Raw genomic sequence first — 24874 nt, 5'->3', positions numbered from 1 at the left:
CCAAAGGCGGCATCCTTCATAGGATGGATCCTGGAACCGGGCACCGGAAGGACCGCCCCGGAGTAAGGAGCCACCATGACGCACGCCATTGTTGCCAACGAGCCCGGAGGACCTGAAGTCCTCGAATATGCCTCCGTGGAGCCACCAGTACCAGGTCCCGGGCAGCTGCTGATCAAAGTCGCAGCTGCCGGGGTCAATTTCATCGAAACCTACCAGCGCAGCGGCACCTACAAGGTTGACTACCCCTTCACCCCCGGCGCGGAAGCGGCCGGTACGATCGAAGCAATCGGTGAGGGTGTGGAGGACTTTGCGGTAGGCGACAGGATTGCCACGGCCGAAGGCTCCAGGACGTACGCTGACTACGCGATTGTGGAAGCTGAGAAGGCGCTACCCGTGCCGGCCGGCGTCGATGATCACACTGCCGCCGCCCTGCCCTTGCAAGGAATTACCGCCCACTACCTCATGAACTCCTCCTTCCGCGTGGAACCCGGGCACACAGTGCTGCTGCACGCGGGAGCCGGCGGTGTGGGGCTGCTGCTGACCCAACTGCTGAAGGCACGGGGGGCACGGGTCATCACCACCGTTTCTTCCGATGAAAAGGCCGACCTCTCCAAGCTCGCCGGCGCCGACGAAGTCCTGCGCTATGAAGGCTTCGCGGACAGGGTCCGCGAGCTTACCGACGGCGGGGGCGTGAACGTGGTGTACGACGGCGTGGGCAAGGATACGTTCGACGACTCCCTCCGAAGCCTGCGCATCAGGGGGACGATGGTGCTCTTCGGCGCCGCTTCAGGGCCCGTCCCCCCGTTCGATCCCCAACGCCTGAACTCCGGCGGGTCCCTGTCGTTGACGCGCCCCACGATGGGCCATTTCGTCCAGAACAGGCACGAGCGGCGTTGGCGTTCAGCTGAGATCTTTGAAGCCGCAGCGAACGGTACGCTGGCGGTTCGCGTCGGCGCTACCTACCCCCTGGCCGAAGCGGCACAGGCGCACCGGGACCTTGAAGGGCGCCACACCACGGGGAAGGTCCTCCTGCTTCCGTAGTCGCCCCGCTGAACCTCCAGTGGGCAGTTCAGCTGTGACCGCTAAGCGAACATCTGTGCAACAAACCGTGACGGGCAGGAAGCGTCCGACACCTTTTGTTCACCTTTCTGGGAAAAGCTGACTGCGTGAGCACAGAACATTCTGCCGTGGCCGGGAACACACCTGCCTTGGCTACCTATCGCCCCCAATTTCCGGGGGCTTCTGCAGCACCGGCCCAGCGGACCCTGGTGGATATCCTCGAGACAACTGCGGCAGCTTTTCCGGAATCCTCGGCGCTGGACGATGGCCGGAAGTCACTGAGCTACACCGAACTCCTGGGAGCAGTCCGAGCGTTCGCGCGGACCCTGAACGCCGCTGGTCTGGGCCGAGGGGACAAGATCGGCGTCCGCGTCCCATCCGGCACCAGCGATCTCTACATCGCCATCCTGGGAATCCTCATGGCCGGAGCAGCGTACGTCCCAGTTGATGCGGACGACCCCGACGAGCGCGCCAGGCTGGTTTTCGGCGAAGCAAAGGCTGGCGCTGTGGTTGGCGCCGGTCTGGCCCTTGACCTGGCAGGCGAGGCACGGCAGCCTGTGACCGAGCCGCAGAGACCCGGGCTGGATGACGACTCATGGATCATCTTCACCTCGGGTTCCACGGGTACGCCGAAGGGTGTAGCCGTCACTCATCGTTCCTCGGCCGCTTTCGTGGACGCCGAAGCCCGTCTCTTCCTTCAATCCGACCCGATCGGACCGCAGGACAGAGTCTTGGCAGGCCTATCGGTTGCGTTCGATGCTTCCTGCGAGGAGATGTGGCTGGCCTGGCGGCACGGCGCCTGCCTGGTACCGGCTCCGCGCGCCCTTGTCCGGACCGGCATGGATCTGGGCCCATGGCTCATCAACCACGGCATCACCGTTGTTTCCACAGTGCCCACCCTCGCTGCCTTATGGCCAGTCGAAGCCCTCGAGAATGTGCGTCTCCTCATCTTCGGTGGGGAGGCCTGCCCGCCTGAACTTGCCGAACGGCTCGCCGTCGACGGTCGTGAAGTCTGGAACACCTACGGGCCCACCGAGGCTACGGTGGTGGCCTGCGCGGCGCCCTTGGGCGGACCCGGCCCCGTTCGGATCGGACTGCCGCTGGACGGCTGGGACCTCGCCGTCGTCGATTCTGCCGGCGTTCCCGTGGCCGAAGGCGAAATTGGGGAATTAATCATCGGCGGAGTCGGACTGGCCCGATACCTGGATCCCGGCAAGGACGTTGAGAAGTATGCGGCCATGCCCACCCTGGGCTGGGTCCGGGCCTACCGGTCCGGGGACCTTGTGCGCTTCGAAGCTGAGGGGCTGGTTTTCATCGGCAGGGCGGACGAACAGGTCAAGCTCGGTGGGCGACGGATCGAACTGGGCGAAGTCGATGCCGCACTGCAGGCGCTGCCTGGGGTGGCAGGTGCGGCCGCCGCGGTGCAAACGACGGCGGCAGGTAACCAAATCCTTGTCGGTTACCTTGCGGCCGCCGAGGGCTACGTACTGGACCTGGACGAAGCCCGCAGCCGGTTGAGCGGGAGCCTGCCGGCAGCATTGATCCCCCTGCTGACGGTTGTTGATTCGCTGCCGACAAAGACCAGCGGCAAAGTGGATCGTCGCGCGCTTCCGTGGCCTCTTGCCGGGGCCGGGGCCAAGGAGGCCGGCAAAGCACCGCTGAATTTGCCGGACGACGCCCGATGGATTGTGGAGCAGTGGGAATCGGTCCTCGGCAGCCCTGTGAGCTCCCTCGATGCGGACTTCTTCGCGTACGGTGGCGGTTCACTGGCGGCCGCACAGCTTGTTTCCGCATTGCGCGTTCGCTACCCGATCATCACGGTGGCGGACATCTACGCGACACCGCGGGTGGGGGCGCTCATAGATACTGCCCGGCAGTCACTTCCCGACGGCGGCATGCCCGGTCCCGCTGCGGAGCGCACCGTACGGCCCACTGCGTTTAAGTCGCAGGTCTTCCAGGTGCTCATGGGCGTACCACTGCACATCCTGGTCGGGATGCGGTGGTTGACCTACCTTATGGCTGCCAACAGGCTGTTGGCCGATTTCGCTGGGTTCACTGCGGCCCCCGTTGTTTCCTGGTGGTGGATAGGGGCATCCTGGCTGGTCTTCGTCAGTCCGCTCGGCCGGATGGCGATCTCGGTGGTGGCTGCCCGCATCCTGTTGGGCAAGGTTGAGCCAGGAACATATCCCCGATCCGGCAAGACGCACCTGCGGCTTTGGCTGGCTGAGCAAATACAGGACCTCTCCGGTGCCATTGGTCTGGCCAGCGCACCGTTCGTTCCATACTACGCACGGGCCCTCGGCGCGAAGATTGGAAGGGACGTCCATCTGCATTCTTTGCCGCCGGTAACCGGTCTACTGTCCTTGGGAACTGGCGCCAACATTGAGCCGGAGGTGGATCTCTCCGGCTGGTGGGTGGACGGCGATTCTGTCCACATAGGGCAAATCCATGTTGGCGCTGGAGCCGTCGTGGGCTCCCGAAGTACGCTCATGCCCGGTGCCACCATCGGCGCAGGCGCACACGTCGAAGCAGGGTCTGCCGTGCTGGGCAAGGTGAAGGCCGGGCACCTCGTGGCCGGTTCCCCCGCCGGACGCCGCGGAAAAGCAAAACACGACTGGCCTGAGCCCAGCAACCGGCGTTCCCTGATGGACCGGCTCTGGTTCTCCGCCTTCGCTGCTGCGTCGGCATTGCTGGCATTGATCCCTTACATTTCAGCGTTCGCAGGCGCCATGGTGGTCCTTGCTTTCATCCAAGGCCATGACTCCCTGGAGACTGCAGTCCCCCGGATTGCACTTGCACTGCCTCTCGCAGCCCTCGTCTGGTTCTTCGGCAACCTCATCCTCATCCTGGCCGTGGCGCGGCTTCTTGGCTTGGGCTTGAAGGGAGGCTATTACCGGGTCCGAAGCCGCATTGGCTGGCAGGTTTGGGCCACTGAGCGGTTGCTGGACATGGCGAGGGACCTGCTCTTCCCCATCTACGCAAGCCTCTTCACTCCAGTGTGGCTACGCCTGCTGGGGGCCAAAGTGGGCAAGAACGTGGAAGCATCAACTGTGCTGTTGGTGCCCAGGATGACCACCATCGGCGATGGTGCTTTCCTCGCAGACGACACCATGGTGGCGTCCTATGAACTCGGCGGCGGCTGGATGAGGATCGCCCCTGCCAAAATCGGAAAACGCTCATTCCTGGGCAACTCGGGCATGACGGCAGCTGGACGGAATGTGCCCAAGAATTCACTCGTGGCGGTGCTCTCGGCAACGCCTGCAAAAGCGAAGTCAGGGACCTCCTGGCTGGGCAGCCCGCCTGTCAGACTGCGCCGGACCGCCGTCGACGCCGACCAGACCCGGACGTTCCAGCCGCCCCTGAAACTCAAGGTAGCCAGAGCACTGTGGGAGGCATGCCGGCTTGTCCCGGTCATCCTCACGGTCGCCATCGCAGCCAGCGTGATGTTGGCCTTGGATTCGATTGCCCGTGGTTGGGGTTACGGGATAGCGGCCCTGCTGGGCGGTGTTGTGGTTCTGGCAGCCGGTGCCGTGGCCGCGTTCAGTTCCATCATTGCCAAGTGGGTGCTGGTGGGTGCCATCCGGGCCGGCGAACACCCGCTGTGGAGTTCGTTCATTTGGCGGAACGAGGTAGTGGACACCTTCATCGAGATGGTGAGCGCACCGTGGTTCGCCCGTTCGGCAGCGGGCACGCCGGCCCTGGTGTGGTGGCTTCGCGGCCTCGGGGCGAAAATTGGGCGGGGAACGTGGTGTGAAAGCTATTGGCTTCCCGAGGCTGACCTCGTGACACTTGGGGAGAACTCCACAGTCAACCGGGGCTGCGTTGTCCAAACACACCTCTTCCACGACAGGGTCATGAGCTTGGATACGGTCACGTTGGGAAATGGTGCGACGATGGGACCACACGGCGTCATCCTCCCCGCGGCCAGCATCGGGAACGGCGGAACTGTCGGGCCGGCGTCGTTGGTCATGCGCGGCGAAACCGTGCCGGCCGGAACATACTGGATGGGAAATCCGGTGAGTCCTTGGGAGGGTCCGGCAGCACGGGCCGCCCGACTCAAGTAGATTGGGGCAGATCATGACGGAACCGATCACCAAACTTGTGACCCCTGCTGACCCCTATACCCTGGACCACGGCAGCACGAGCTACCGTGTGGATCGGTATGAGTTGGATCTCGATGTCAGGCTCGGCAGTAACAAGCTGATCGGAAAAGCGATCCTCCGCTGCACTGCCTTGGAGCCTGCTGCCCAGATAGTCCTGGATCTGGTGGGCCTTCGGGCATCCAAAATCCAGGTGGATGGCAGGAAGGTCCAAAGGTTCAGCCAGCGGGCCGAACACCTCGTGGTCACCACTGCGTCGCCCTTGAAGGCGGGTCAGCCGTTCGTCCTCGAGATCCGCTATGAGGGCAATCCGCAACCGCGCCGAGGCTTGTGGGGCGAGGTTGGCTGGGAAGAACTGAATGACGGCGTCCTGGTGGCCGGCCAGCCCAACGGCGCAGCGTCATGGTTTCCTTGCAACGATCATCCCCGCAGCAAATCCTCGTTCCGGATTTCAGTGACCACGGATGACAATTACCGGCCGGTGTGCAACGGCCAGCTAGTATCCCGATCACGAAAATCGAGCCGTGAGACCTGGGTCTACGAACATTCCGAGCCCATGGCCACATATCTCGCCACACTGCAGATCGGCCGTTACGTCATGATCCCGCTCAACCCTTCAGACACCCATCATCGGGTCCCGCAGTTCGCCGCGGTCACTGCGGACATGGCTGGCGACGCCCGCCAAGGGCTTCAACGCCAGCCGGACATGATGAAGACGTTTGAGGACTGCTTCGGCCCCTATCCGTTCAGTGATTACACCTCGGTCGTCACCGAGGATGAGTTGGAAATCCCATTGGAGGCACAGACCGTCTCCATTTTCGGCCGCAATCACATGCGCGGCACGTGGGAGGCCCAACGACTGATCGCCCATGAGTTGTCTCACCAGTGGTTCGGTAACTCCCTGACTGCCAGCAACTGGAAAGACATCTGGCTCCACGAGGGGTTCGCTTGCTACGCCGAGTGGCTGTGGTCCGAGGAGTCCGAAACCATGCCAGTCGCGGCCCGCGCCTTGGCCGCTTGGAAAAAGCTCGACGCCGGGCCCCAGGACCTGCTGGTTGGCGACCCCGGTCCGGAGCTGATGTTCGATGACCGCGTGTACAAGCGCGGCGCCCTTGCTGTCCACGCCGTCCGACTGGCAGCCGGGGACGAAGCGTTCTTCGGGTTCCTGCAGCATTGGACGGAGCGGAACCGGCATGGATCCATTTCCACGGCGGCATTCATCGATGCCGCCGATTCTTTCATTCCAGGGTTTGATGCCGCGAGCGTCCTTTGGCCATGGCTCTACGAGGCGGCACTTCCTCCACTAGCGTCGCCTCTTTAGCCCACTGCCAAGGCGGCGACGAAACCTTCCGGCAGATCAATGCCCGCATCGCCGCTGCTGTTCAGGTCCCGCAAGCCCGGACGCTCCAGCACATCCACCTCCGCCGGGTTCCTTCGAAGGCCATCCCCGGTCATCTTCAACCAGGCCTCCTTGCGCGCCCAGAGCTGGGCACGCTGCCCGGCTCGCTGATTATCCGGGATGGACGCCAGGAAATGCTTCTCGCCTTCGGTCAAGGCGACATCGTCAAAGCCCACGAACGCTGCTTGATCAGTCGCTTCAAGGTCCACTCCCAGCCGGAGGCCAAGCGTTGGATTCACGACGGCGGCCAGCAGCACCCAGCCCTGCGCTTTGGACGCGCTCAGCGCGAGAGGCGCGGGCACGCCGTCGAGCGTGAAGCCCGGGCGGCCGTGGTCCTTTCCTTGACCGCATTGAGGGCAGTGATAGTCGGGGTTCAGCCGGTTGGGGCTTACCCCAAGGAGCGAAGCCGCGAAGCGGTGCAGGGCAACCCGGCCGGCGATGAATTCTTCCCGAGCCTTGGTGCTGGCGAACCGCTGTGCGCGTTCCATGGCAGCCGGCCCGAGCTCCTGAACGGCAGAGTCCGGAACAGGAACGTCGGCGAGCTTCTGCAGCTCAAGCACAGGGCTTTGCACTATCGCCGTTCCTTCCGATCAGGACGTGGACCCGTCAGTAAGCGCTGAGACCGCATCCAGCTGCTCCGGCGTGAGCTCGAGGTCCGCTGCCGAGGCGTTGGCGCGGAGTTCGTCGACGGTCTCGGCCCCGACGATCACCGAGGCCACGGCAGGACGGGAGAGCAGCCACGCCAATGACACCTGCTGCATTCCGAGCCCCCATTCCCTGGCCAGACGGTCGAGCTTGCGGGCAACGGCGATTGCGGACTCCGAATATCCGGGTCCACCATAGCGCTTGTCCCCCGCAATTTCGCGATCCAGAACACTCAGATCGGCGAGCAGGCCGCCGTGCAGCGGCGCGTAGGGGACGATCGACACCCCGAACCGCAGGCAGGCAGCGCTCAGCTCCCGCTCGACGCTGCGGTCCAGGAGGTTGTACATTACCTGCGCAGCCACGGGAGCAGAGACCAGCCGACGGTCATCGGCGATCCACAGGGCCTCGGCCACCTGCCAGGCCGGGTGGTTGGACAGTGCGACGTAGCGCAGCTTTCCTTGGCGGATCAGGTCGTCGTAGACAGCAAGTGTCTGTTCCAGCGGCGTATTCGGATCAGGGAAATGGGCGTAATAGAGGTCAATGCGGTCTGTGCGCAACCGGCGCAGGCTCTGCTCAACCTGCTGGATGATGTACCGGCGCGAGAGACCGGCATCCGGGTCGAAGCGGCGCTCCCCCGACTTCGTGGCCAGCACCACCTCATCCCGATGACCGGCGAGGGCGCGACCAAGGATCTCCTCTGCCGACGCCCGCTCCGAGGCAGGCGGGGCACCAGGCCGGTCGAATGTTGGCGTGGAGCCGTAAACGTCTGCGGTGTCGAAGAAGTTGATGCCCAGATCCAGGGCTGCTTCGACCACGCCATTAGCTTCGTGTGCGCTCGGTGCTACGCCGAAGGTCGCGGTGCCCACGCAGATGCGCGACACACGCACGCCGGTCGGGCCGAGAACGGAGTACTTCATCCTGAGGATTCCTATCTGCGAGTTCGGTCCGGCTGGGACGTGGAGCGATCGTTCAGGACGTCCCTGACGGCTACGAGCCGCGGCTGAGTTTAAACACTAACCAATTGGTTATATTTCGGCACGCCAGCACCGCCGCGTGGGGAGGCAACTGAAAAAAATCCCCGGAACCAGGAGGTTCCGGGGATTTCTTCGCAGAGAGAGGCCTAGCGCTGGACTGCTCCGAAGCGCTCCGAAGCAACAGCCACGGCTCCGGCGCGGGCCTCCGAGGCCTCGTCAGCCGTCAAAGTGCGGTCGTCGGCACGGAAGCGAAGGCCGAAGGCCAAGGATTTCTTGCCTTCCTCAATCCCGGGTCCAACGTAGACATCGAACAATGCGACGTCCTCGAGGAGTTCGCCCGCACCTTCACGCAATGCTGCAAGGACCTGGTCAGCCGGCACGTCCTGCGGAACAACCAGGGCCACATCCTGGGTGGCCACTGGGAATCCGGAGATGTGCTTGGCAACAATGACGTCGGCAGCAGCTTCAAAGAGCGCCTCCACGTTGACCTCAACCGCCACAGAACGTGCTGGCATGTCGTGGGCTGCCAGGAGCTTCGGGTGCAGCTCACCGGCGTAGCCCACCACGTCGCCTGACCGCAGCGCGAACTGTGCGGCACGTCCGGGATGGAATGCCTGGTGGCTTCCCTGGCTGACTACGAGTTCAACGCCGAGAACATCCGCGATGAGCCGGGCTACGTCCAAAGCATCGGCCCAGTCCCACGCACGCGGCGTGTGCGTCGCGGCCGCAGGCGAATCGTGGCCAGTCAAGACAGCGGCGATGTGCAGCGGCTGGTGCGGGACGCCGTCGTACAGTGCATCCAGTACCTCATCGGAAGGCTTGATGCCCAGCGGCGGGATGGATTCAGTACCAAGCTTCTCGCCAGGGAGGAAGACAGAGCCGGCCTCGTAGAGTGCCAGGTCACGGAAGCCGCGGGAGTGGTTGCGGCGGGCAACCTCGATGAGTCCTGGCAGGATGGACGTACGGAGGTAACCGTGTTCCTCGCTGATGGGATTCGCCAGCTTCAACGCCGGACGTTCTTCGCCTTCCGTTGGCACGCCGAAGGTGTCGTTGGCTGCCTTGGCCACGAACGGATAGGACAAGACTTCCGTCAGCCCGGCATCTGCCAGTGCCTGCACCACGCGGCGCTTCTGCTGCTGGCTGCGGCTCAGGCCACGGCCCGGAGGCGCCACGGGCAGCGTGGCCGGGATGTTGTCATAACCCACCAAACGCGCAATTTCCTCGGAGAGGTCTTCCTTGGTTTCGAGGTCGTTGCGCCAGCTCGGAGCCGTCACCAGGTAGCCGGTGGCAGTCTTTTCCACCGCAGCACCAAGATCCACCAAGGACGTGGTGATCTGCTCTTCCGTGAAGTCGATGCCGATACGGGCGGCCGCGAACTCTGCCGGCAGTTCAATCGTGACGGCGTCAGGGGCCGTTCCGACGTCGGTTCCGGTCTCGTCAGCGGTGCCACCAGCGAGTTCAACCAAGAGGTCCACGACGCGCTGGGCAGCGATATTGGCAACGTGCCAGTCAACCCCACGTTCGAAACGCTTGGAAGCCTCGGACGGGAGCTTGTGCCGACGACGCGAACGGGCAATAGATACTTCATCGAAGTGCGCGGCTTCCACCAGGATGTTCGTAGTGGAATCCGAAACCTCGGTGTGGGCACCGCCCATGACCCCGGCAATGCCGATGGCTCCGGAGTCATCAGTGATCAGCAGGTCTTCGACGTCGAGCGTGCGCTCTTTGTCGTCCAGAGTGGTGATCTTCTCCCCGGCCACGGCACGGCGGACCACGATGTCGCCCGCAAGCTTGTCGAGGTCGTAGCAGTGGTTCGGCTGACCGAGCTCAAGCATGACGTAGTTGGAGATATCAACGGGAAGGGAGATGGAACGGACGCCGGCCAGACGAAGACGGGCGGACATCCACGGCGGGGTGGGACGGGAAGCGTCCACGCCACGCACTGTGCGTGCCACGAAGCGGTCACAGCCCGGCTTGCCATAGATGGGGGCGTCGTCGTTGAGCTTGACGCCGTACCCGCCTTGGAGGCTGGCCGGAGCGTTGACCCTGGAGGCCGGGTCAACGAAGGATGTTCCGGTGGCGTGTGCGTACTCGCGTGCCACACCACGGATGGAGAAGGCGTAGCCGCGGTCCGGGGTGACGTTGATTTCTGCAGCCTGGTCATAGAGACCAAGGAGTTTCATCGCGTCCGTGCCGATTTCCGGATCCAGCCCGATCCGTGAGAGGACCAGGATTCCATCGTGGTCATCGCCGATACCCAATTCGCGAACGGAAGCGATCATGCCTGCGGACAGGTGACCGTAGGTCTTCCGCGCCGAAATCTGGAAGTTTCCGGGCAGCACAGCTCCGGGAAGCGTGACAACAACTTTGTCGCCTTCCACGAAGTTGTGGGCACCACAAATGATGCCCTGCACGCCGGAGGGATCGATTCCCTCGCCAGTCAGGGTCTGTTCCTGCCCTTCAGGGACAACACGGACCTGACACCAGTTGATGGTCTTGCCATTGGATTGCGGTTCCTTGACCAGGCTCAGCACCTGGCCAACCACGATGGGACCCGTGAGTTCATCCGTGGGACGGTGGACTTCTTCTTCTTCGAAACCGACCTTGACCAGGTCCGCCATGACATCTTCGGCCGTAGCATCGGCCGGAACCTGCGCAAATTCACGCAGCCAGGAAAGTGGGATACGCACTGTTAGATCTCCATCCCGAAGTGCTCGCTGAAACGTACATCGCCCTCGATCATGTCGCGCATATCGCCGACCTCGTTGCGGAACATGAGCGTGCGCTCGATGCCCATGCCGAAGGCAAAACCTGAATAGACGTCCGGGTCGATGCCGGCAGCCCGGAGGACGTTGGGATTGACCATGCCGCAGCCACCCCATTCGATCCAGTGGGGACCACCCTTGGCACCGGGGTGCCAGATGTCCAGCTCAGCAGAGGGCTCGGTGAACGGGAAGTAGTTCGGGCGCAGGCGAATGGAGGCTTCGTCGCCAAACATCTGGCGGGCGAAGTGCTCCAAGGTTCCACGGAGATCGGCCATGCTCAGGTTCTTATCGATCGCCAGGCCTTCGAACTGGTGGAAGACAGGCGTGTGCGTTGCATCGAGCTCATCCGTGCGGAACACCTTGCCCGGGCACAGCACGTAGATGGGAACTTCGCGCTCCAGCATGGAACGCACCTGCACCGGAGAGGTGTGCGTGCGCATGAGCAGGTGTGCCTCGGGAGGCTCCACGAAGAACGTATCCTGCATTTCACGGGCCGGGTGGTCCGGCTTGAAGTTCAGGGCGTCAAAGTTGAACCACTCGGACTCGACCTCTGGGCCTTCGGCAATTTCCCAGCCCATGCCGACGAAGATGTCCGAAACACGGTCCTGCAGCGTGGACAGCGGATGACGCGCTCCCGCCCGGCGTCGACGCGGAGCAGCCGTGACATCAACGGTTTCCTCCACCAGGATCCGGGCGTCGTTCTCGGCTTCCAGGACTTCGGTCCGGGCTGCGAGCGCTTGGTTGACCCGGCCGCGCGAGGATCCCATGAGCTTTCCGGCGGCAGCCTTGTGCTCCTTGGCGAGGCCACCGATTTCACGGTTGGCCAGGCTCAGGGGCGACTTCTCTCCGGTGTGGGCGAGGCGGACAGCCTTGAGTTCTTCGAGGGAGGAGGCAGCCGCAATCGCGGCGATCGCATCCTCAACGGCGGCGTTGATGGCGGCTTCATCCAGCGGATTCGGGATGGCAGCGCCTGGCAAAGTGTCAGTCATCTACTGTTCTTAGCTACGAGTCGGGAGCGGCCGGCATGGCTGGCCTGCAAAACGAAAGGGCAGTGCTCACCACGGATGGCAGGCACTACCCTTCAGTCTAGTTGAAGCTCACAGGCGCCATTTAACCCCTGGTTTGTGTACGCCACGGGTCTAGCATGGCTTCATGACTCCCGGGCAGCGCTTACGGCAAGTGGCCAACATGCTGAACCTGACCACACCGCTGGGGCTGTTGGTCGCGCGGACGTCCCGATCGCGCATTTCGCGTGGGCCCCGGGGACTGCTGATAGCAGCAGGGTATGCGTGGAAGCTCCCACACGCCGGGGCGTTTACGGTGGGGAACGTCATCCTCTACCGTGCAGCCCACGGCGTGGCAGGACGCAATGAGCTGCTCCTTGCCCACGAGGAACGGCACAGCACTCAGTACGCCTACTGTCTGGGGTTGCCGTTCCTCGTTTTCTACGGTGTCGCCGCTGGCTGGTCCATGCTGCGTGCGGGCAATCCGGCGTCGAGGAATTTCTTTGAACGGCAGGCTGGACTCGCAGCGGGCGGCTACATTGACCAGCGAATCGAGATTGACCAGCGAATCGAGGCCGAAGCATGAAGCGCACCATAACCGTCACCGGAACGGCGAGCGCCAAGGCAGTTCCGGACCTGGTGACACTGACTCTGGGCGTGGAGACGCGACGGGAGACTGCGTCCAAGGCATACGACGACGCCGGCCAGGCAGCCGCCGCCGTCGTCGCCAGTTTGCGGGCGGCTGGCCTGCAGGACGCCGATATGCGCACCAGCGGCTTAAACCTTCGGGCAGACCTCGTGTGGGTAGAGGGACAAGGACAGAGGGTCGCTGCCTATGTGGCGACCACCAATGTTCGCGTCAGCATCCGCTCACATGCCCAAGCTCCGGCCACCATCGCTGCCGCGGTGGCCGCCGGTGGGGACGACATCCGGATCAACGGCATAGAGCAGGGTTTTGGAGATATATCCCCGGTTACTAAACAGGCGCAGGAAGCGGCATGGCAGGACGCGCTTCAGCGGGCTGAACAGTACGCGTCCTTAGCGTCCGCCCGGCTGGGCTCCGTGGTTTCGATTTCCCAGCAACCTATGCCCGGCTCCCCCATTCCGATGGGTGGACTCGTTAGGGCCTCCGCTGCTGAAGCACTTCCCATCCAGGCCGGCGAGTCGTCCGTAGCGGCAAGCGTCACTGTGGAATGGGAACTTTTGAAACCCTAGGTCCATCCAATGGCACTTGGAGCGCCGTCCGCACCACCACTGCGATACCAGCGGCCATGGCCTCCAGCGGCATCGACGGCGTCGGGTTCCCCTCGGGCACCTGCTCCGGAAGATAGGGAAGATGGACAAATCCTCCCTGAACGCCGTCCTTACTTGCGAGGGCATGCATCAGCGCATAGAACACGTGGTTGCAGACGTAGGTTCCTGCAGACTGCGAGATCTCACCCTTGATGCCTTCGATCTGCAAGTTCCGAAGGGCGGCTTTGATCGGCAGCGTCGAGAAGTAAGCCGCCGGGCCGCCAGGAACCACATCCTCGTCGATGGGCCGCTTGCCCTTGTTATCCGGGATGCGGGCGTCATCGCAATTGATGGCTACACGCTCCAGGGAGACCCTTTCCCGCCCTCCCGCCAATCCAGCGCACACCACGACGTCCGGCGTCAGGGTTTCGACGGCGGCCAGCAGGACTGTCGCCGCTTCACCGAACACGCAGGGCAGCTCTAGAGCTTCCACCGTGTGCCCCTCCGAACGAAGGATGTCGCGAGCGAGCAGGACAGCCTGCCAGGAAGGGTTGACGTTCTCTTCGCCAAACGGTTCGAAGCCAGTCAGCAGAATCATGGGCCAACCTTAGCAATGTCCGGAATCGGCATTCGTAGTCCTTGACATTCGTTCGAACATACATTCGAATGGAGTGCATGAGATGGGACGCACAAGCACTTTCGCCAACGCATGGATCGGCGTCCGAAAGCCTTGACAGTATGGCACCTGGCCCTGCCCCGGCCATGGACGCCCTGCTGCCGCTGGCCGGGCTTGTGCGTTCCATCTCAACACCCGAATTCTCCGGAGTCACCTTCCATGAGGTCACCGCAAAGTCAGTGCTCAACAAGGTGCCTTCCGGTTCCAACATGCCTTTCGAGTGGACAGTGAATCCCTACAGGGGCTGCAGCCATGCCTGCGTCTATTGCTTCGCCCGGAAGACGCACACCTACCTGGAGTTCGACGCCGGACGCGACTTCGACTCCCAGGTGGTAGTGAAGATCAATGCGGCAGAGGTCCTTCGGAAGGAACTGGCCAAACCCTCATGGGAACGGCACCAGGTTGCCCTCGGAACCAACACAGACCCCTACCAGCGCGCCGAAGGCCGATACGCGCTGATGCCGGGGATCATCCGGGCCCTTGCCGATTCCGGCACACCGTTTTCGATCCTGACCAAAGGCACGTTGCTTGCCCGGGATATTCCCCTGCTCAAGCATGCGGCTACCCAGGTCCCAGTGGACCTGGGCATCTCACTGGCCATGACCAACGAGGACCTTGCCGAGATTGTCGAGCCCGGCACCCCCTCGCCGAGAGCCCGCCTCAAGCTCATTGCGCGGCTACGTGAGGCAGGTCTGGGTTGCGGAGTCATGGCCATGCCCATCCTGCCTTGGCTCACGGATTCAGACGAAGCCCTTGAGTCCTTATTCTCGGAACTTTCCAAGGCAGGCGCCACGGGCGTCACTGCAGGAGCCCTCTACCTCAAGCCCGGTACACGTGAGTGGTACATGAAGTGGCTCGCCGCCCACCATCCCGAACTTGTAGGACGATACCGTCACCTGTACGGGCAGGGATCTTATGCGTCAAAAGAGTACCGCTCCTGGTTGTCGGCCAGGATCAATCACTTCAAAGCCAAGCATTGCTTTACTGGAACACAAGGCTTCAGCCACCGTAATGCCCGGCCAGCCACCACTGCCGCCTCGGTCACGGATAGTGCCCTTGGGACGCCGTTGCCAGGGCAGGAGCCACTTTTCTAGGCAGCTAGGCGCGTGCAGTCACGCGTTCCAGTAATGCCCGGACTATTGGGAAGTCCGCCGGGATCCAGGCAAGGCTAAGAGCTTCTTCCTCATCAACCAGTGATACCCAGCGCAATTCGTCGTGATCCTCCAGGGCACGGGGTGTGCCTTCAGCGAGTTCCGCCAACCACACGCGCATGGCCGCGCGCTCATTGAGGGGCCACCCCGCGGCCTCACCGGACTCCAGCTCCGCACCGAGACGAACTGTAACTCCCAGCTCCTCCGCGAGCTCCCGATGAAGGGCTGCTTCGGCCGACTCACCCTCCTCTACTTTGCCGCCGGGAAATTCCCACATTCCGGCGAACTGCGGCGGCGCAGTGCGACGCGCTACAAGGAGTCGGGCCGGGGCGTCCAAGGAGTCGACGACGGCGGCGCCCACCACGTTTACCAGTCCAATCACTGAACCAGTCTATGTGCTGGGAATCATGGGGATCGTCACATAGCGACGTCAAGTCACGGTCACGGGACTAAGCTTGTTATCGGATTTTCTCCACCTTTTCCCAGCCCTCAAGGCACCTCACGAAGCAGGCTCATGACTATCACTGTGTCCCCACCGGCCGTCGCCAAAGCAGCAAGGCGCCACCTAGGCTTGGCCATCCTGGCGCTGGCCATGGGAGGGTTCGCCATCGGCACCACCGAGTTCGCCATGATGGGTCTTCTCAAGGAAATTGAGGAAGGACTGGGCATCAGCACTCCCGAGGCTGGCAACCTCATCTCCGCCTATGCCTTGGGCGTTGTCATTGGAGCGCCCATCTTCGCTGCCTTCGGAGCCAAACTTCCCAGGAAGCACCTGGCACTGGGGCTGATGCTGTTCCTTTCCATCGCCAACCTGACCTCTTTCATTGCTCCCGACTACGGTTTCATGCTGCTTTCGCGTTTCGGGTCCGGTCTGCCCCACGGCGCGTTCTTCGGTGTGGCTGCTGTCATCGCTGCGGGCTTGGTGGCACCCACCAAACGGGGCTGGGCCATCTCCATGGTGATGGCAGGCCTCACCGTCTCCAACGTCATCGGGGTGCCTCTGGCTACCTGGGTGGGGCAGACCTTCGGCTGGCGGCTTCTCTTCATCATCGTTGGGGCCATTGGCTTGCTTACTGTGTTCATGGTGTGGAAATTCGTCCCCTTCGAAGCAGCGCACCCCGAGGCGAGTATTCGACGCGAACTCGGCGCCCTCAAGCGGCTTCAGGTATGGCTTGCTTTGCTGATCGGCATCATAGGCTTTGGTGGGTTCTTCGCCGTCTACACCTACATCGCGCACACCATGACGGGCGTGGCAGGCATACCAGAAAGCCTCATTCCGGCAGTGGTGGCGTTATACGGGCTGGGGATGGTTGCGGGGAACATGATTGGCGGCCGCATTGCGGATAAGTCCGTCATGGGCACCATCTATTGGGTCATGCCGGGCATCGCCGCAGCATTGGTCGTTTACGCAGTCGCAGCGCACTGGGCTTGGTCCGCATTCATCATGGCCTTCGTCGTTGGCGGCATAGGCTCCATGCTCACGCCAGCGTTGCAGACCCGTCTCCTGGATGCCGCCCCGGGCGCTGCCTCGCTCGCTTCATCGCTGAACCACTCCGCCCTGAACATTGCCAACGCTCTGGGCGCCTTCCTCGGCGGGACCGTGATCGCTTGGGGCTGGGGCTACGTGGCTCCGGCCCTCGTGGGTGCGGTCCTCGCCATCCTCGGTCTGGGAGTTGCCATCATCAGCGGGCTGCTGGAACGCAGGAAGCCGCTGGCTACCTCATAAATCGATAGAGCGTGATCTAACTTCTGGATGCTGCAACAAAAAGGTGGGCTCCGCTATTTGACCAGTTCAAATAGCGGAGCCCACCTTGGGTTAATGCTGACCTGACTACGCCTGGACGCGCTCAACATCCGGTTCAAGGTAGATGACCCGCGCAATCGGAACGGCCGCCCGGATCCGTTGCTCGGCGTCGTCAATCACCCGGGCAATTGCCTGACCGGTATCGGCGGCACCCATGGTGATCTTGGCAGCAACCAGCAGTTCTTCCGGCCCCAGGTGCATCGTCTTGAGATGGATGATCCTGGTGCCATCCGCCTGCAGGGCCTCGGTGATTCGTGCGACGTCGTCTTTGGTAGCCGACTCACCCAACAGAAGCGATTTGGTCTCGACCGCAAGGATGACAGCAATGGCGACCAGCAGCAGGCCGATCATGGCCGTACCGAAGGCGTCCCAGACGCCATCGCCGGTGACGAGGGTCATACTGACGCCGAAGAGCGCGAACGCCAAGCCCAGCAAGGCGCCAAAGTCTTCCAGAAGGATGACCGGCAGCTCGGGCTGCTTGGCGTTGCGGATGAACTTGGCCCACGTCTGCTTGCCACGGATATGGTTCGATTCCACAATGGCGGTTCGGAAGGAGAACGACTCGGCAACGATGGCACCAACCAGGACGGCCAACGGCACCCACCAGAAGTCGCCTTCGATGCCATGCGGGTGCTGAAACTTCTCCCACGCTTCGTACAGGGCAAAGAGGCCACCCACGCTGAACAAGACGATGGAGACGATGAACGCGTAGATGTACCGCTCGCGTCCGTAGCCGAAGGGGTGCTCGGGGCTTGCGGCACGCTGTGCGCGCTTGCCTCCTACCAGGAGAAGGATCTGGTTGCCGGAGTCGGCCACCGAGTGGATGGCCTCGGCGAGCATGGATGATGACAGTGTCAGGACGAATGCAACGAACTTCAGGACAGCGATGGTCAGGTTCGCGGCGAGGGCCGCCACGATCGCTTTGGTACCGCCACTTGCAGCCACGAAAGCTTCACCTCTTCGGTTTTGGGAAAGTATGGATTGTGCCAAGAAGAGTCGTCATCGTCTTATCTTGCAAGAAATACCGTACCGGGCGTCAGGCTATTTCTGCATTCCCGACCCGGGCGCCCTGCTGCGAACGGGCGCTTGCATAGAGGCAAACGGTGGCCGCTGTACCCAGATTCAAGCTCTCGGCAGCGCCATAAACAGGAACGGCTACGCGGTGATCCGCGAGTGCCAGTTCAGCATCGGAGAGCCCTTGCGCTTCGTTCCCGAACAACCAGGCTGTGGGTGCCTCAAGGGCATAATCCGAGGCAACGGAGTCATTTCCGAGCCTCCGGGCAGCATTCTCGTCCTGGAGCTGGTCCAGGTTTACTGTCCCATAGCCGTCGGCAGCCAGGACTCCTATCCCCTGTGCCCGGCAGCGCGCGACGAGATCTTCAACATCAGCCCCCAGGACCACAGGCAGGTGGAACAACGAACCGGCCGTGGACCGTACCGCCTTGGGGTTGTAGATGTCCACGCTGGAGCCCGTCAGGATCACAGCGTCGGCACCTGCAGCGTCGGCCGCACGTAAGACAGTGCCCGCGTTGCCGGGGTCCCGTACCTGGCACATCACCGCAATAAGGCGAGGACCGGCGTCGAGCACTGATTCGAGGCTGACATCCACAAAACTACATACGGCAACAATGCCCTGCGGGTTGACGGTGTCCGCCATGGCTGCAAGGACTTCGTCGCTGGCCAGCCGAAGCTGTGTTCCTACTGCAAGGTCCGCGAGTTCCGGGAGCCGCTCAAGGCATGCTTCGCTCGCAAAGACTTCATGCACGACGGCGGCACCGCCAGCCGCTGTGCGCTCCCGGTGAAGCGTCAAAGCCTCGCGAACCGCCTGTGGACCCTCAGCCAGGAAACGGCCGCGCTTTAAACGGGCCGGGCGCCCGGCAAGCTTGGCGACGTCCCTCACCCGATCTGCTCGGGGGTTGGTCATCGGAAAGTCTTGCGGGCGCCCGGTTTGGTTCATATAAAGAACTTTAGTGGCAGTTGCAACTAGTTCTTGATCTGCTGGCGGGCTTCGCCGCCGGCCGGCTCGAAGCCAGCAGCCTTTGCAGCCTCTACCGTGGAGAACCAGTATTCAGCAGCAGTGTTCTCGTACCAAGTGGAACCCGGTACGTGGTACTTCTTGGACTCGGCGTTGCCCTTGATGGCGTGGCCTTCAGGAGCACCTTCGCCCTCAACGGCAGCAATAGCGCCATCGATGGCCGGCTTCTCGGAGACAGAAGCCTTGACAGCCGTTGCGGTAGCAGCAGCCGGAGCAACCTTGGCAGCCTTCGGTGCGGCAACCTCGGCCTTGGCAGCCGGAGCAGACGTGTCGGCCGGGAGGGCAGCCTTGGCAATGTTCACCAGTGCGGCGAATGCGTTGGCGTCCGAAACAGCCAGTTCGGCCAGCATGCGGCGGTCAACCTCAACCTCAGCAGCCTTCAGGCCCTGGATCAGGCGGTTGTAGGTGAGGCCGTTGGCGCGGGATGCAGCGTTGATGCGCTGGATCCAGAGGCGACGGAAGTCGCCCTTCTTCTTGCGGCGGTCGCCGTAGCTGTACACAAACGAGTGCAGCAGCTGCTCTTTGGCCTTGCGGTACAGGCGCGAACGCTGACCGCGGTAACCCTTGGCGCGTTCGAGGATAACCCGGCGCTTCTTGTGGGCGTTTACCGCCCGCTTCACACGTGCCACGTGCGTACTCCTTCAGAAATCTTTATCCCAAGCTGCTACTGCCGGAAATCCGGCCGGCCTGAGAAGGCTTTTGGTGTAGTCGGTCGCTACCGGATGGCAGCAACCAAAGAACTTGGAACTTAGACGCCGAGCATCTTCTTGATGACCTTGGCATCGCCCTTGAAGACGATCTTGTCGCCGGCGAGGCGACGGGTCAGCGTGGAGGACTTGTGCTCCAGGTAGTGGCGGCGGTTGGCCTGCTGACGCTTCAGCTTGCCGGTGCCGGTCAGCTTGAAGCGCTTCTTAGCACCGCTGTGGGTCTTCATCTTCGGCATGGGAACCGATCTCCTTACGTGTCCACGGACAAAGTCCGCAGTTCTTTCGTGCAGCCGGCCTACAAGGGCCGGCGTGCTGGTTGCTTGCCGTTGGAGGCCAGAGCCTCCGCGGCGTTGAACTAGTTGGTCTTGCGTGATGCAGGCTTCGGCGCAGCCTTGGGGGCTGCGGGCCGAGCTGCCGGCTTGGGAGCTGCCGGCTTGGCGACGGGCTTCGGAGCCGAGGGAACTGCAGGCTTCGGGGCAGCAGCCGGAACAGCTGGCCTCGGAGCTGCCGGTGCGGGGGCTGCCTTGGGGGCCGGTGCTTTCTCCGCCGGTGCAGCCTTCACAGCCGGGGCTTTCTCAACCACGGGTGCTTCTTCGACTACCGGAGCCGCTTCAGCTACCGGTGACGCTTCGACTACCGGAGCTTCCTCAACAACCGGCGCCTCTTCGACTACCGGAGCTTCCTCAACAACCGGTGCCTCTTCGACTACCGGAGCTTCCTCAACAACCGGAGCCTCTTCGGCAACGGGTGTTTCAGCCTCGGAAGCCTCCACAGTTTCCTGCGTGGGCTCTTCTTCGGAAGCAAGCAGGCCTGCCGGAAGAAGGTCGCCCAGGGTCTGCGTCAGCGGAGCCTGGTCACCCGTGGTGTCCACGCGTCCGGAGGCCTTGGCCTCGTTCTGCGCCTTGGCTTCGGCACGCTGGGCTGCACGCCGGGCTTCAGCCTTGGCTTCTGCCTTGTTCTTCAGCGGACCGATCACCATGACCATGTTGCGGCCATCGATGCGTGGGCTGGACTCAACAATGCCAACCTCGGCGACGTCTTCAGCAAACTTCTGAAGCAGGCGGATGCCCATCTCCGGACGCTGCTGTTCGCGGCCACGGAACTGGATCATTGCCTTGACCTTGTCACCAGCGCCGAGGAAGCGAAGTGCATGTCCGCGCTTGGTTTCGTAGTCGTGCTTGTCGATCTTGAGGCGGAAACGGATTTCCTTCAGAACCGTGTTGGTCTGGTTCTTGCGGGCCTCACGCGCCTTCACGGCAGCTTCGTACTTGTACTTGCCGAAGTCCATCAACTTGCAAACAGGAGGCTTAGCCTGCGGGGCAACTTCAACGAGATCGAGATCGGATTCGGCAGCAAGACGCAGGGCGTCCTCGATGCGGACGATTCCTACCTGTTCGCCGGCAGGGCCGACCAGCCGCACCTCGGGGACGCGGATACGCTCATTGATTCTTGGCTCGCTAATGTTAAAGCTCCTGTGGTTGTGGTGAGTTTCACCGGCAAATAGAGAAGGCCTCCAATTGCTGGTGCAATCGAAGGCCTCAAGGATCGGGTGTGCTCCCTTGTGAAGAAGCACGCACTCCGGAGGCTGGGCCTCTGAGCGTCCGACCAGTACCCGGCAACCTCTTGTTCCGTGAAGGAATCCTGTTCCCCGAAGGGAAAACGGCTGACGCGGGTGGGAGAGAACTCCGCTTGCAAACTGAAAATCAATTCTACAGAAATAACCCGCCAAGCGCACACTGCACGTGGCGGGAGCATTTAATGCGAATAACGACTTCCAGTCGGTCTGTGACAAGCTTACCAGTATGAGCACTGAAGACAGCAATTCGCGCAACTCCTACTCCGAGGACACAGCCACAGCCCCCGCCGCCGATGCCGGGGTTTCCCAACAGATCCGTGACATCGCGGAAGTTGCGGCAGTAGAAGTCATCACCACCGGCGCGGTCCACCTGATGAGCGCCGCCGCTGTGAAGGTCGGCCTTGCCGATGACCCCAACGCTGAAGACCTCAAAGACCTTGACGAGGCCCGCAAGCTCATCACTGCATTGGCTGGCCTCGTAACGGCAGCTGCCCCCGAAATCGGTTCCCAGCATGCCGGGCCTTTGCGTGATGGACTGCGCTCCCTCCAGCTGGCTTTCCGCGAAGCTTCCCTTATCCCTGACGCACCAGGCAAGGGCCCTGGTGAGAAGTTCACCGGACCGGTGAACTAGCCAGGAACTGCCCCAAAATACATACGACGGCGGCCCCGACCACATGTGGTCTGGGCCGCCGTCGTCGTTAATGCCGCCATCGTCGTCAACGCTGGGATCACTGAAGACTTACCGACGTTGGAGCTACACCCGGGCCCGGCGCCGCCTGGACATGAGGGCGAAGCCGGCGATGCAGAGTACGACTCCTGCGGTTCCGACGGAGGCAAAACCTCCGGACGGCCCCACAGTGTCAATAAATATCCCGGCAAGGGGCGCCCCGAAGGCGATGCCAGCCGTTAGCGCGGATCCGTACCAGCCCATGGCCTCGCCGCGGCGTTCCTCATCTACGAGGTCCGCCACCTTCTCCGAGGACGCCGACAACACCGGAGCGCAAAGAAGGCCCGGGAGAATCGAGAGCAGTGCAAGCGTCCAGGTGTCGTGTGCGAAACCCATCGGGATGGTGAGCGCGGCCATGCCCAACAACAGCAGCATGGGAGAGACCGAACGGTTCATGGCTCCGTAAATGAGCCCACCCACAACCGATGCCGCACACCAGAAGAAAAAGACGATGCCGATCTCGTTCTGGTGACCGCCGCGCTCCAACAGGCCAACGATGCTGACGTCGGAGCCGCTAAGTACCATCCCCGATCCCGCAGCTACGGCGAAAAGGGCCGCAACGGAAACTGTAAACCAGGTGAAATTGCGGGCCACGCGATTCCGAAGGCCGGCTGTGCGGGACACGGCCGCCGGCGCCATTTCAGACGCCGCCTCCTGCACGTGACCTGGTGCGGAGGCCACCATGGCCGCCTCGGCAGCGGCAAGGTCGGCGGCGGCCCGTGCCGCAGATTCCTCCGGAGTGCAGTTGGGATCGCTGCGGGTGGGAGGGTTGAACCAGATCAAAAACAGGCCAGCCACGGAGACAGAGATTCCCACTGCGGTGAGTCCCACTGCCGAGAAGCCGCTCGTGGCGACGATCGCACCAACAGCCGGGCCGATCATGAACACGAGCTCAGTGGCGATGGAATCCAGCGCAAACGCCGAGCGTCGCTGGTCCCCGTCCACCATGACACCCAGCGATTGACGGACGACGCTGAAGATCGGCAACGTGAACAAGCCCCCCACGAAGACCAAGGGAAGCAACCAGGCGTACGGGACGTGCGGAACAATGGACCAAATCACTGTTTCCGAGATGACGGATGGGATCAGGGCCTTCCGCAGGCCCACCATGTCCACGCGCCGACCACGCCAAGGCGCCCCCAAGGCAATGCCAATGGTCATGACGGCGGCAGCGGCGCCCGCGGCGGCATAACCTTCCCCCAGCGTCAGGACAATGTGCAACGTCAGGAGCACGCCAGCCGCCGAATGTGGGATGCGGGCGATCATGCCCACCAGCAGGAGCCGCCGGACAGGGCGGATAGACAGCATCTCTTTGTAGAGAGCGAAGTTCACGGACTAATTCCTCTTGTTCCCCCGGGGCAGTCCCGGTGGACGGGTACTGCCGCTAGTGCAGCCCAGGCTCCTGCGCCGCACGTTGCAGTTTTACTTCGATGGAGTCGACGCCCTCGGCAAACGATTCCAGCTTCGCCCACGCCTCATTCAGGTCAGCCACCAGCGACTGGACGGATGCGGCGTCGAGTCCGTCCTCAAGGAACAGCACTATCCGCAGTTCCGGGCCAGCGCCTCCGCCAGGGACCGTCCGGCCATCCGCCGTCAGGCAGGCTACGCCACCACCGGCCTGTGTTTTGAGTCGGCGAACCGCCGGAAACGCCTCGGCCTGTGAAGCGAGAGCAGACTCCAGTTGATCATCAAGGTAAGACGGCGTCCAGTCCCGCTGCTGCGCCAACGCCCACATGGCTGGCCGCCGAACCACGAACGTGAACGCGGAACCGGGGTCCAGCACCAGCAATTGTGCGCCTTCGGAAACGGCCGAAAGGGCAGCCCTTGCCGCATAAACAGCTACCGGCCGGGCGTCCGCATGCCAGGCTTCAAGAGCAGCGGCCGTCGTGAACACCGGCATGGCCTTCCGACCATCAGGGGCCTTGAGTGTGACTAATGCCATATCGGCATGCTTGTCCGCGTGCAGCCCATCAACACCTTCGGCTTCCTCGGCGAGCTGGGCTACCACGGGAACGAAGACCCGGGCGGTCGCAAGTGAAGCTACAACCTCCGCCTCACTGCCCGTCCCATTCAGCAGGGCAGCAACGGCAGCGAGGTAGCCTGAGTCCGCCGAACCGTCGTCGTCCTCAAAATTGTGGATCCTGACATCGTCACCGCTAAGGCTGCGGCCTTCCCAAGGCTGCCCCGCCGAGTCGGTGGCTCCGCCGGCACCGGCCAAGGCAGCAGCAATGTGGCCTGGAAGTTCGCGTCGTGAATCGGACATCAACGACGACCGGCTACGTCCAACGCTTCGGGCAGGGTGAAAGCACCTGCATAAAGGGCTTTGCCAACAATCGCGCCCTCAACGCCCAGGGGCACGAGTTCACGAAGCACGCGAAGATCCTCAAGGCTGGAGATACCACCTGAAGCCACCACGGGCTTACCCGTTTTCTCCACCATTTGGCGCAGCAAGTCAACATTTGGACCTTGCAGGGTTCCGTCTTTGGTGACGTCGGTGACCACGTAGCGTGCGCAGCCGGCGTCCTCCAAGCGGGCAAGAACTTCCCAGAGGTCGCCGCCTTCTTTGGTCCAGCCGCGACCGGCCAGGGTGGTACCACGGACATCGAGGCCGACGGCGATCTTGTCACCGAAGCGGTCAATGGCGCGCCGTGTCCATTCAGGGTTCTCCAATGCTGCTGTACCGAGGTTCACCCGCTCCACGCCCAATTCCAGGGCCCGTTCCAGCGACTCGTCATCCCGCAGGCCGCCGGACAACTCAACCTTGACGTTGAGCTGGGACACGACCTCGCTAATGAGGTCCGCGTTGTTGCCACGGCCAAAAGCGGCGTCGAGGTCCACCATGTGCACCCACTCAGCACCGGCGTTCTGCCAGTTCAAGGCAGCTTCGAGGGGCGTGCCGTAACTGGTTTCCGAGCCTGCCTCGCCTTGCAGCAGGCGGACTGCCTGGCCATCAACGATGTCGACGGCGGGGAGGAGTTCCAGAACGGACTGGGCAGAGGTGGTCATGTGTGTCCTAGGA

The 24874-nt window shown here is 62.7% G+C and carries 22 protein-coding genes; 8 read left to right on the top strand and 14 right to left on the bottom strand.

Annotation, left to right across the window (positions count from 1 at the left end):
• The first annotated feature begins 75 nt into the window (after positions 1–75).
• The 3 genes from VUN82_08365 (at position 76) to VUN82_08355 (ending at position 6480) form a co-directional block, all read left to right on the top strand.
• Positions 76–1041, top strand: coding sequence for a quinone oxidoreductase (locus tag VUN82_08365; GenBank protein ID XAS73835.1), 966 nt, complete (start codon positions 76–78; stop codon positions 1039–1041).
• Positions 1042–1166: 125 nt separating this feature from the next.
• A complete protein-coding gene (locus tag VUN82_08360) occupies positions 1167–5123 on the top strand; it encodes a Pls/PosA family non-ribosomal peptide synthetase (protein ID XAS73834.1) in 3957 nt (1318 codons plus the stop codon).
• 13 nt (positions 5124–5136) lie between these two features.
• Entirely contained in the window at positions 5137–6480 is a 1344-nt protein-coding gene (locus VUN82_08355) for a M1 family metallopeptidase (GenBank protein XAS73833.1), read from the top strand.
• Here VUN82_08355 and VUN82_08350 read toward each other — a convergent pair.
• The 4 genes from VUN82_08350 to pheS all read right to left on the bottom strand — a co-directional run bounded on the left by VUN82_08350 (position 6477) and on the right by pheS (position 11931).
• Complete coding sequence (locus VUN82_08350; GenBank protein XAS73832.1) at positions 6477–7130, bottom strand: 4'-phosphopantetheinyl transferase superfamily protein; 654 nt, start codon at positions 7128–7130, stop codon at positions 6477–6479. The two genes, VUN82_08355 and VUN82_08350, sit on opposite strands and share 4 nt — an antisense overlap.
• Before the next feature lie 18 nt (positions 7131–7148).
• Complete coding sequence (locus tag VUN82_08345) at positions 7149–8120, bottom strand: aldo/keto reductase (protein ID XAS73831.1); 972 nt, start codon at positions 8118–8120, stop codon at positions 7149–7151.
• 203 nt (positions 8121–8323) lie between these two features.
• Entirely contained in the window at positions 8324–10867 is a 2544-nt protein-coding gene (gene pheT / locus VUN82_08340; GenBank protein ID XAS73830.1) for a phenylalanine--tRNA ligase subunit beta, read from the bottom strand.
• A 2-nt stretch (positions 10868–10869) separates the two neighbouring features.
• Positions 10870–11931: a phenylalanine--tRNA ligase subunit alpha gene (pheS, locus tag VUN82_08335; GenBank protein ID XAS73829.1), complete on the bottom strand. Its 1062-nt coding sequence runs from the start codon at positions 11929–11931 to the stop codon at positions 10870–10872.
• 163 nt (positions 11932–12094) lie between these two features.
• Here pheS and VUN82_08330 point away from each other — a divergent pair, with 163 nt between their 5' ends.
• Together VUN82_08330 and VUN82_08325 are read left to right on the top strand one after the other, a co-directional pair.
• Positions 12095–12532, top strand: a complete 438-nt coding sequence (locus VUN82_08330) for a hypothetical protein (GenBank protein XAS73828.1) — start codon at positions 12095–12097, stop codon at positions 12530–12532.
• Positions 12529–13161, top strand: coding sequence for an SIMPL domain-containing protein (locus tag VUN82_08325; GenBank protein ID XAS73827.1), 633 nt, complete (start codon positions 12529–12531; stop codon positions 13159–13161). The genes VUN82_08330 and VUN82_08325 overlap by 4 nt, the downstream gene beginning before the upstream one ends.
• Here VUN82_08325 and pcp read toward each other — a convergent pair.
• The gene (pcp, locus tag VUN82_08320) at positions 13130–13777 is read right to left on the bottom strand and encodes a pyroglutamyl-peptidase I (GenBank protein ID XAS73826.1); all 648 of its coding nucleotides are present in this window, start codon (positions 13775–13777) and stop codon (positions 13130–13132) included. The two genes, VUN82_08325 and pcp, sit on opposite strands and share 32 nt — an antisense overlap.
• 77 nt (positions 13778–13854) lie before the next feature.
• On the opposite strand from pcp, the gene VUN82_08315 reads away from it, so the two are divergent.
• Complete coding sequence (locus tag VUN82_08315) at positions 13855–14949, top strand: Rv2578c family radical SAM protein (GenBank protein ID XAS73825.1); 1095 nt, start codon at positions 13855–13857, stop codon at positions 14947–14949.
• 4 nt (positions 14950–14953) lie between these two features.
• Here VUN82_08315 and VUN82_08310 read toward each other — a convergent pair whose 3' ends face one another.
• Positions 14954–15388 carry a (deoxy)nucleoside triphosphate pyrophosphohydrolase gene (locus VUN82_08310; protein XAS73824.1) on the bottom strand — a complete coding sequence of 145 codons (435 nt, stop codon included), beginning with the start codon at positions 15386–15388 and terminating at the stop codon, positions 14954–14956.
• Between the two features lie 132 nt (positions 15389–15520).
• Here VUN82_08310 and VUN82_08305 point away from each other — a divergent pair, with 132 nt between their 5' ends.
• Positions 15521–16732, top strand: coding sequence for an MFS transporter (locus VUN82_08305; GenBank protein ID XAS73823.1), 1212 nt, complete (start codon positions 15521–15523; stop codon positions 16730–16732).
• 105 nt (positions 16733–16837) lie between these two features.
• Here VUN82_08305 and VUN82_08300 read toward each other — a convergent pair whose 3' ends face one another.
• The 5 genes from VUN82_08300 to infC all read right to left on the bottom strand — a co-directional run bounded on the left by VUN82_08300 (position 16838) and on the right by infC (position 20972).
• Complete coding sequence (locus tag VUN82_08300) at positions 16838–17755, bottom strand: cation diffusion facilitator family transporter (protein XAS73822.1); 918 nt, start codon at positions 17753–17755, stop codon at positions 16838–16840.
• Positions 17756–17846: 91 nt separating this feature from the next.
• A complete protein-coding gene (locus tag VUN82_08295) occupies positions 17847–18767 on the bottom strand; it encodes an RNA methyltransferase (GenBank protein XAS73821.1) in 921 nt (306 codons plus the stop codon).
• A gap of 26 nt (positions 18768–18793) precedes the next feature.
• The gene (gene rplT, locus VUN82_08290) at positions 18794–19474 is read right to left on the bottom strand and encodes a 50S ribosomal protein L20 (protein XAS73820.1); all 681 of its coding nucleotides are present in this window, start codon (positions 19472–19474) and stop codon (positions 18794–18796) included.
• A gap of 119 nt (positions 19475–19593) precedes the next feature.
• Positions 19594–19788 carry a 50S ribosomal protein L35 gene (gene rpmI, locus VUN82_08285; protein XAS73819.1) on the bottom strand — a complete coding sequence of 65 codons (195 nt, stop codon included), beginning with the start codon at positions 19786–19788 and terminating at the stop codon, positions 19594–19596.
• 119 nt (positions 19789–19907) lie between these two features.
• Complete coding sequence (gene infC / locus VUN82_08280; protein XAS73818.1) at positions 19908–20972, bottom strand: translation initiation factor IF-3; 1065 nt, start codon at positions 20970–20972, stop codon at positions 19908–19910.
• A 382-nt stretch (positions 20973–21354) separates the two neighbouring features.
• Between infC and VUN82_08275 the strand changes: the two genes are divergently transcribed.
• Positions 21355–21759 (top strand): DUF1844 domain-containing protein, encoded by a 405-nt coding sequence (locus VUN82_08275; protein XAS73817.1) that lies wholly within the window; start codon positions 21355–21357, stop codon positions 21757–21759.
• A gap of 123 nt (positions 21760–21882) precedes the next feature.
• Here VUN82_08275 and VUN82_08270 read toward each other — a convergent pair whose 3' ends face one another.
• Genes VUN82_08270 through priA form a run of 3 tightly spaced genes read right to left on the bottom strand, consistent with a single transcriptional unit; the run spans position 21883 to position 24861 of the window.
• The gene (locus VUN82_08270; GenBank protein ID XAS73816.1) at positions 21883–23187 is read right to left on the bottom strand and encodes an MFS transporter; all 1305 of its coding nucleotides are present in this window, start codon (positions 23185–23187) and stop codon (positions 21883–21885) included.
• A 52-nt stretch (positions 23188–23239) separates the two neighbouring features.
• Complete coding sequence (locus VUN82_08265) at positions 23240–24118, bottom strand: SseB family protein (protein ID XAS73815.1); 879 nt, start codon at positions 24116–24118, stop codon at positions 23240–23242.
• Entirely contained in the window at positions 24118–24861 is a 744-nt protein-coding gene (priA, locus tag VUN82_08260) for a bifunctional 1-(5-phosphoribosyl)-5-((5-phosphoribosylamino)methylideneamino)imidazole-4-carboxamide isomerase/phosphoribosylanthranilate isomerase PriA (protein XAS73814.1), read from the bottom strand. Before priA ends, VUN82_08265 begins: the two co-directional genes overlap by 1 nt.
• Positions 24862–24874 lie beyond the last annotated feature (13 nt).

It is taken from the genome of Micrococcaceae bacterium Sec5.1 (assembly GCA_039636795.1).
Lineage (GTDB): Bacteria > Actinomycetota > Actinomycetes > Actinomycetales > Micrococcaceae > Arthrobacter.
Note: the sequence above shows the minus strand (reverse complement) of the source record. Positions and strands in the feature narration are given on the sequence as shown.

Bases quoted from the DNA above. Each gene is read 5' to 3' on its own strand.
- VUN82_08325 (XAS73827.1), top strand. From the start codon at position 12,529: ATGAAGCGCACCATAACCGTCACCGGAACGGCGAGCGCCAAGGCAGTT.
- VUN82_08355 (XAS73833.1), top strand. From the start codon at position 5,137: ATGACGGAACCGATCACCAAACTTGTGACCCCTGCTGACCCCTATACC.
- VUN82_08365 (XAS73835.1), top strand. From the start codon at position 76: ATGACGCACGCCATTGTTGCCAACGAGCCCGGAGGACCTGAAGTCCTC.
- priA (XAS73814.1), bottom strand. From the start codon at position 24,861: ATGACCACCTCTGCCCAGTCCGTTCTGGAACTCCTCCCCGCCGTCGAC.
- rpmI (XAS73819.1), bottom strand. From the start codon at position 19,788: ATGCCGAAGATGAAGACCCACAGCGGTGCTAAGAAGCGCTTCAAGCTG.
- VUN82_08295 (XAS73821.1), bottom strand. From the start codon at position 18,767: ATGAACCAAACCGGGCGCCCGCAAGACTTTCCGATGACCAACCCCCGA.
- VUN82_08305 (XAS73823.1), top strand. From the start codon at position 15,521: ATGACTATCACTGTGTCCCCACCGGCCGTCGCCAAAGCAGCAAGGCGC.
- VUN82_08315 (XAS73825.1), top strand. From the start codon at position 13,855: ATGAGATGGGACGCACAAGCACTTTCGCCAACGCATGGATCGGCGTCC.
- VUN82_08275 (XAS73817.1), top strand. From the start codon at position 21,355: ATGAGCACTGAAGACAGCAATTCGCGCAACTCCTACTCCGAGGACACA.
- pcp (XAS73826.1), bottom strand. From the start codon at position 13,777: ATGATTCTGCTGACTGGCTTCGAACCGTTTGGCGAAGAGAACGTCAAC.
- pheS (XAS73829.1), bottom strand. From the start codon at position 11,931: ATGACTGACACTTTGCCAGGCGCTGCCATCCCGAATCCGCTGGATGAA.
- VUN82_08265 (XAS73815.1), bottom strand. From the start codon at position 24,118: ATGTCCGATTCACGACGCGAACTTCCAGGCCACATTGCTGCTGCCTTG.
- VUN82_08330 (XAS73828.1), top strand. From the start codon at position 12,095: ATGACTCCCGGGCAGCGCTTACGGCAAGTGGCCAACATGCTGAACCTG.
- VUN82_08345 (XAS73831.1), bottom strand. From the start codon at position 8,120: ATGAAGTACTCCGTTCTCGGCCCGACCGGCGTGCGTGTGTCGCGCATC.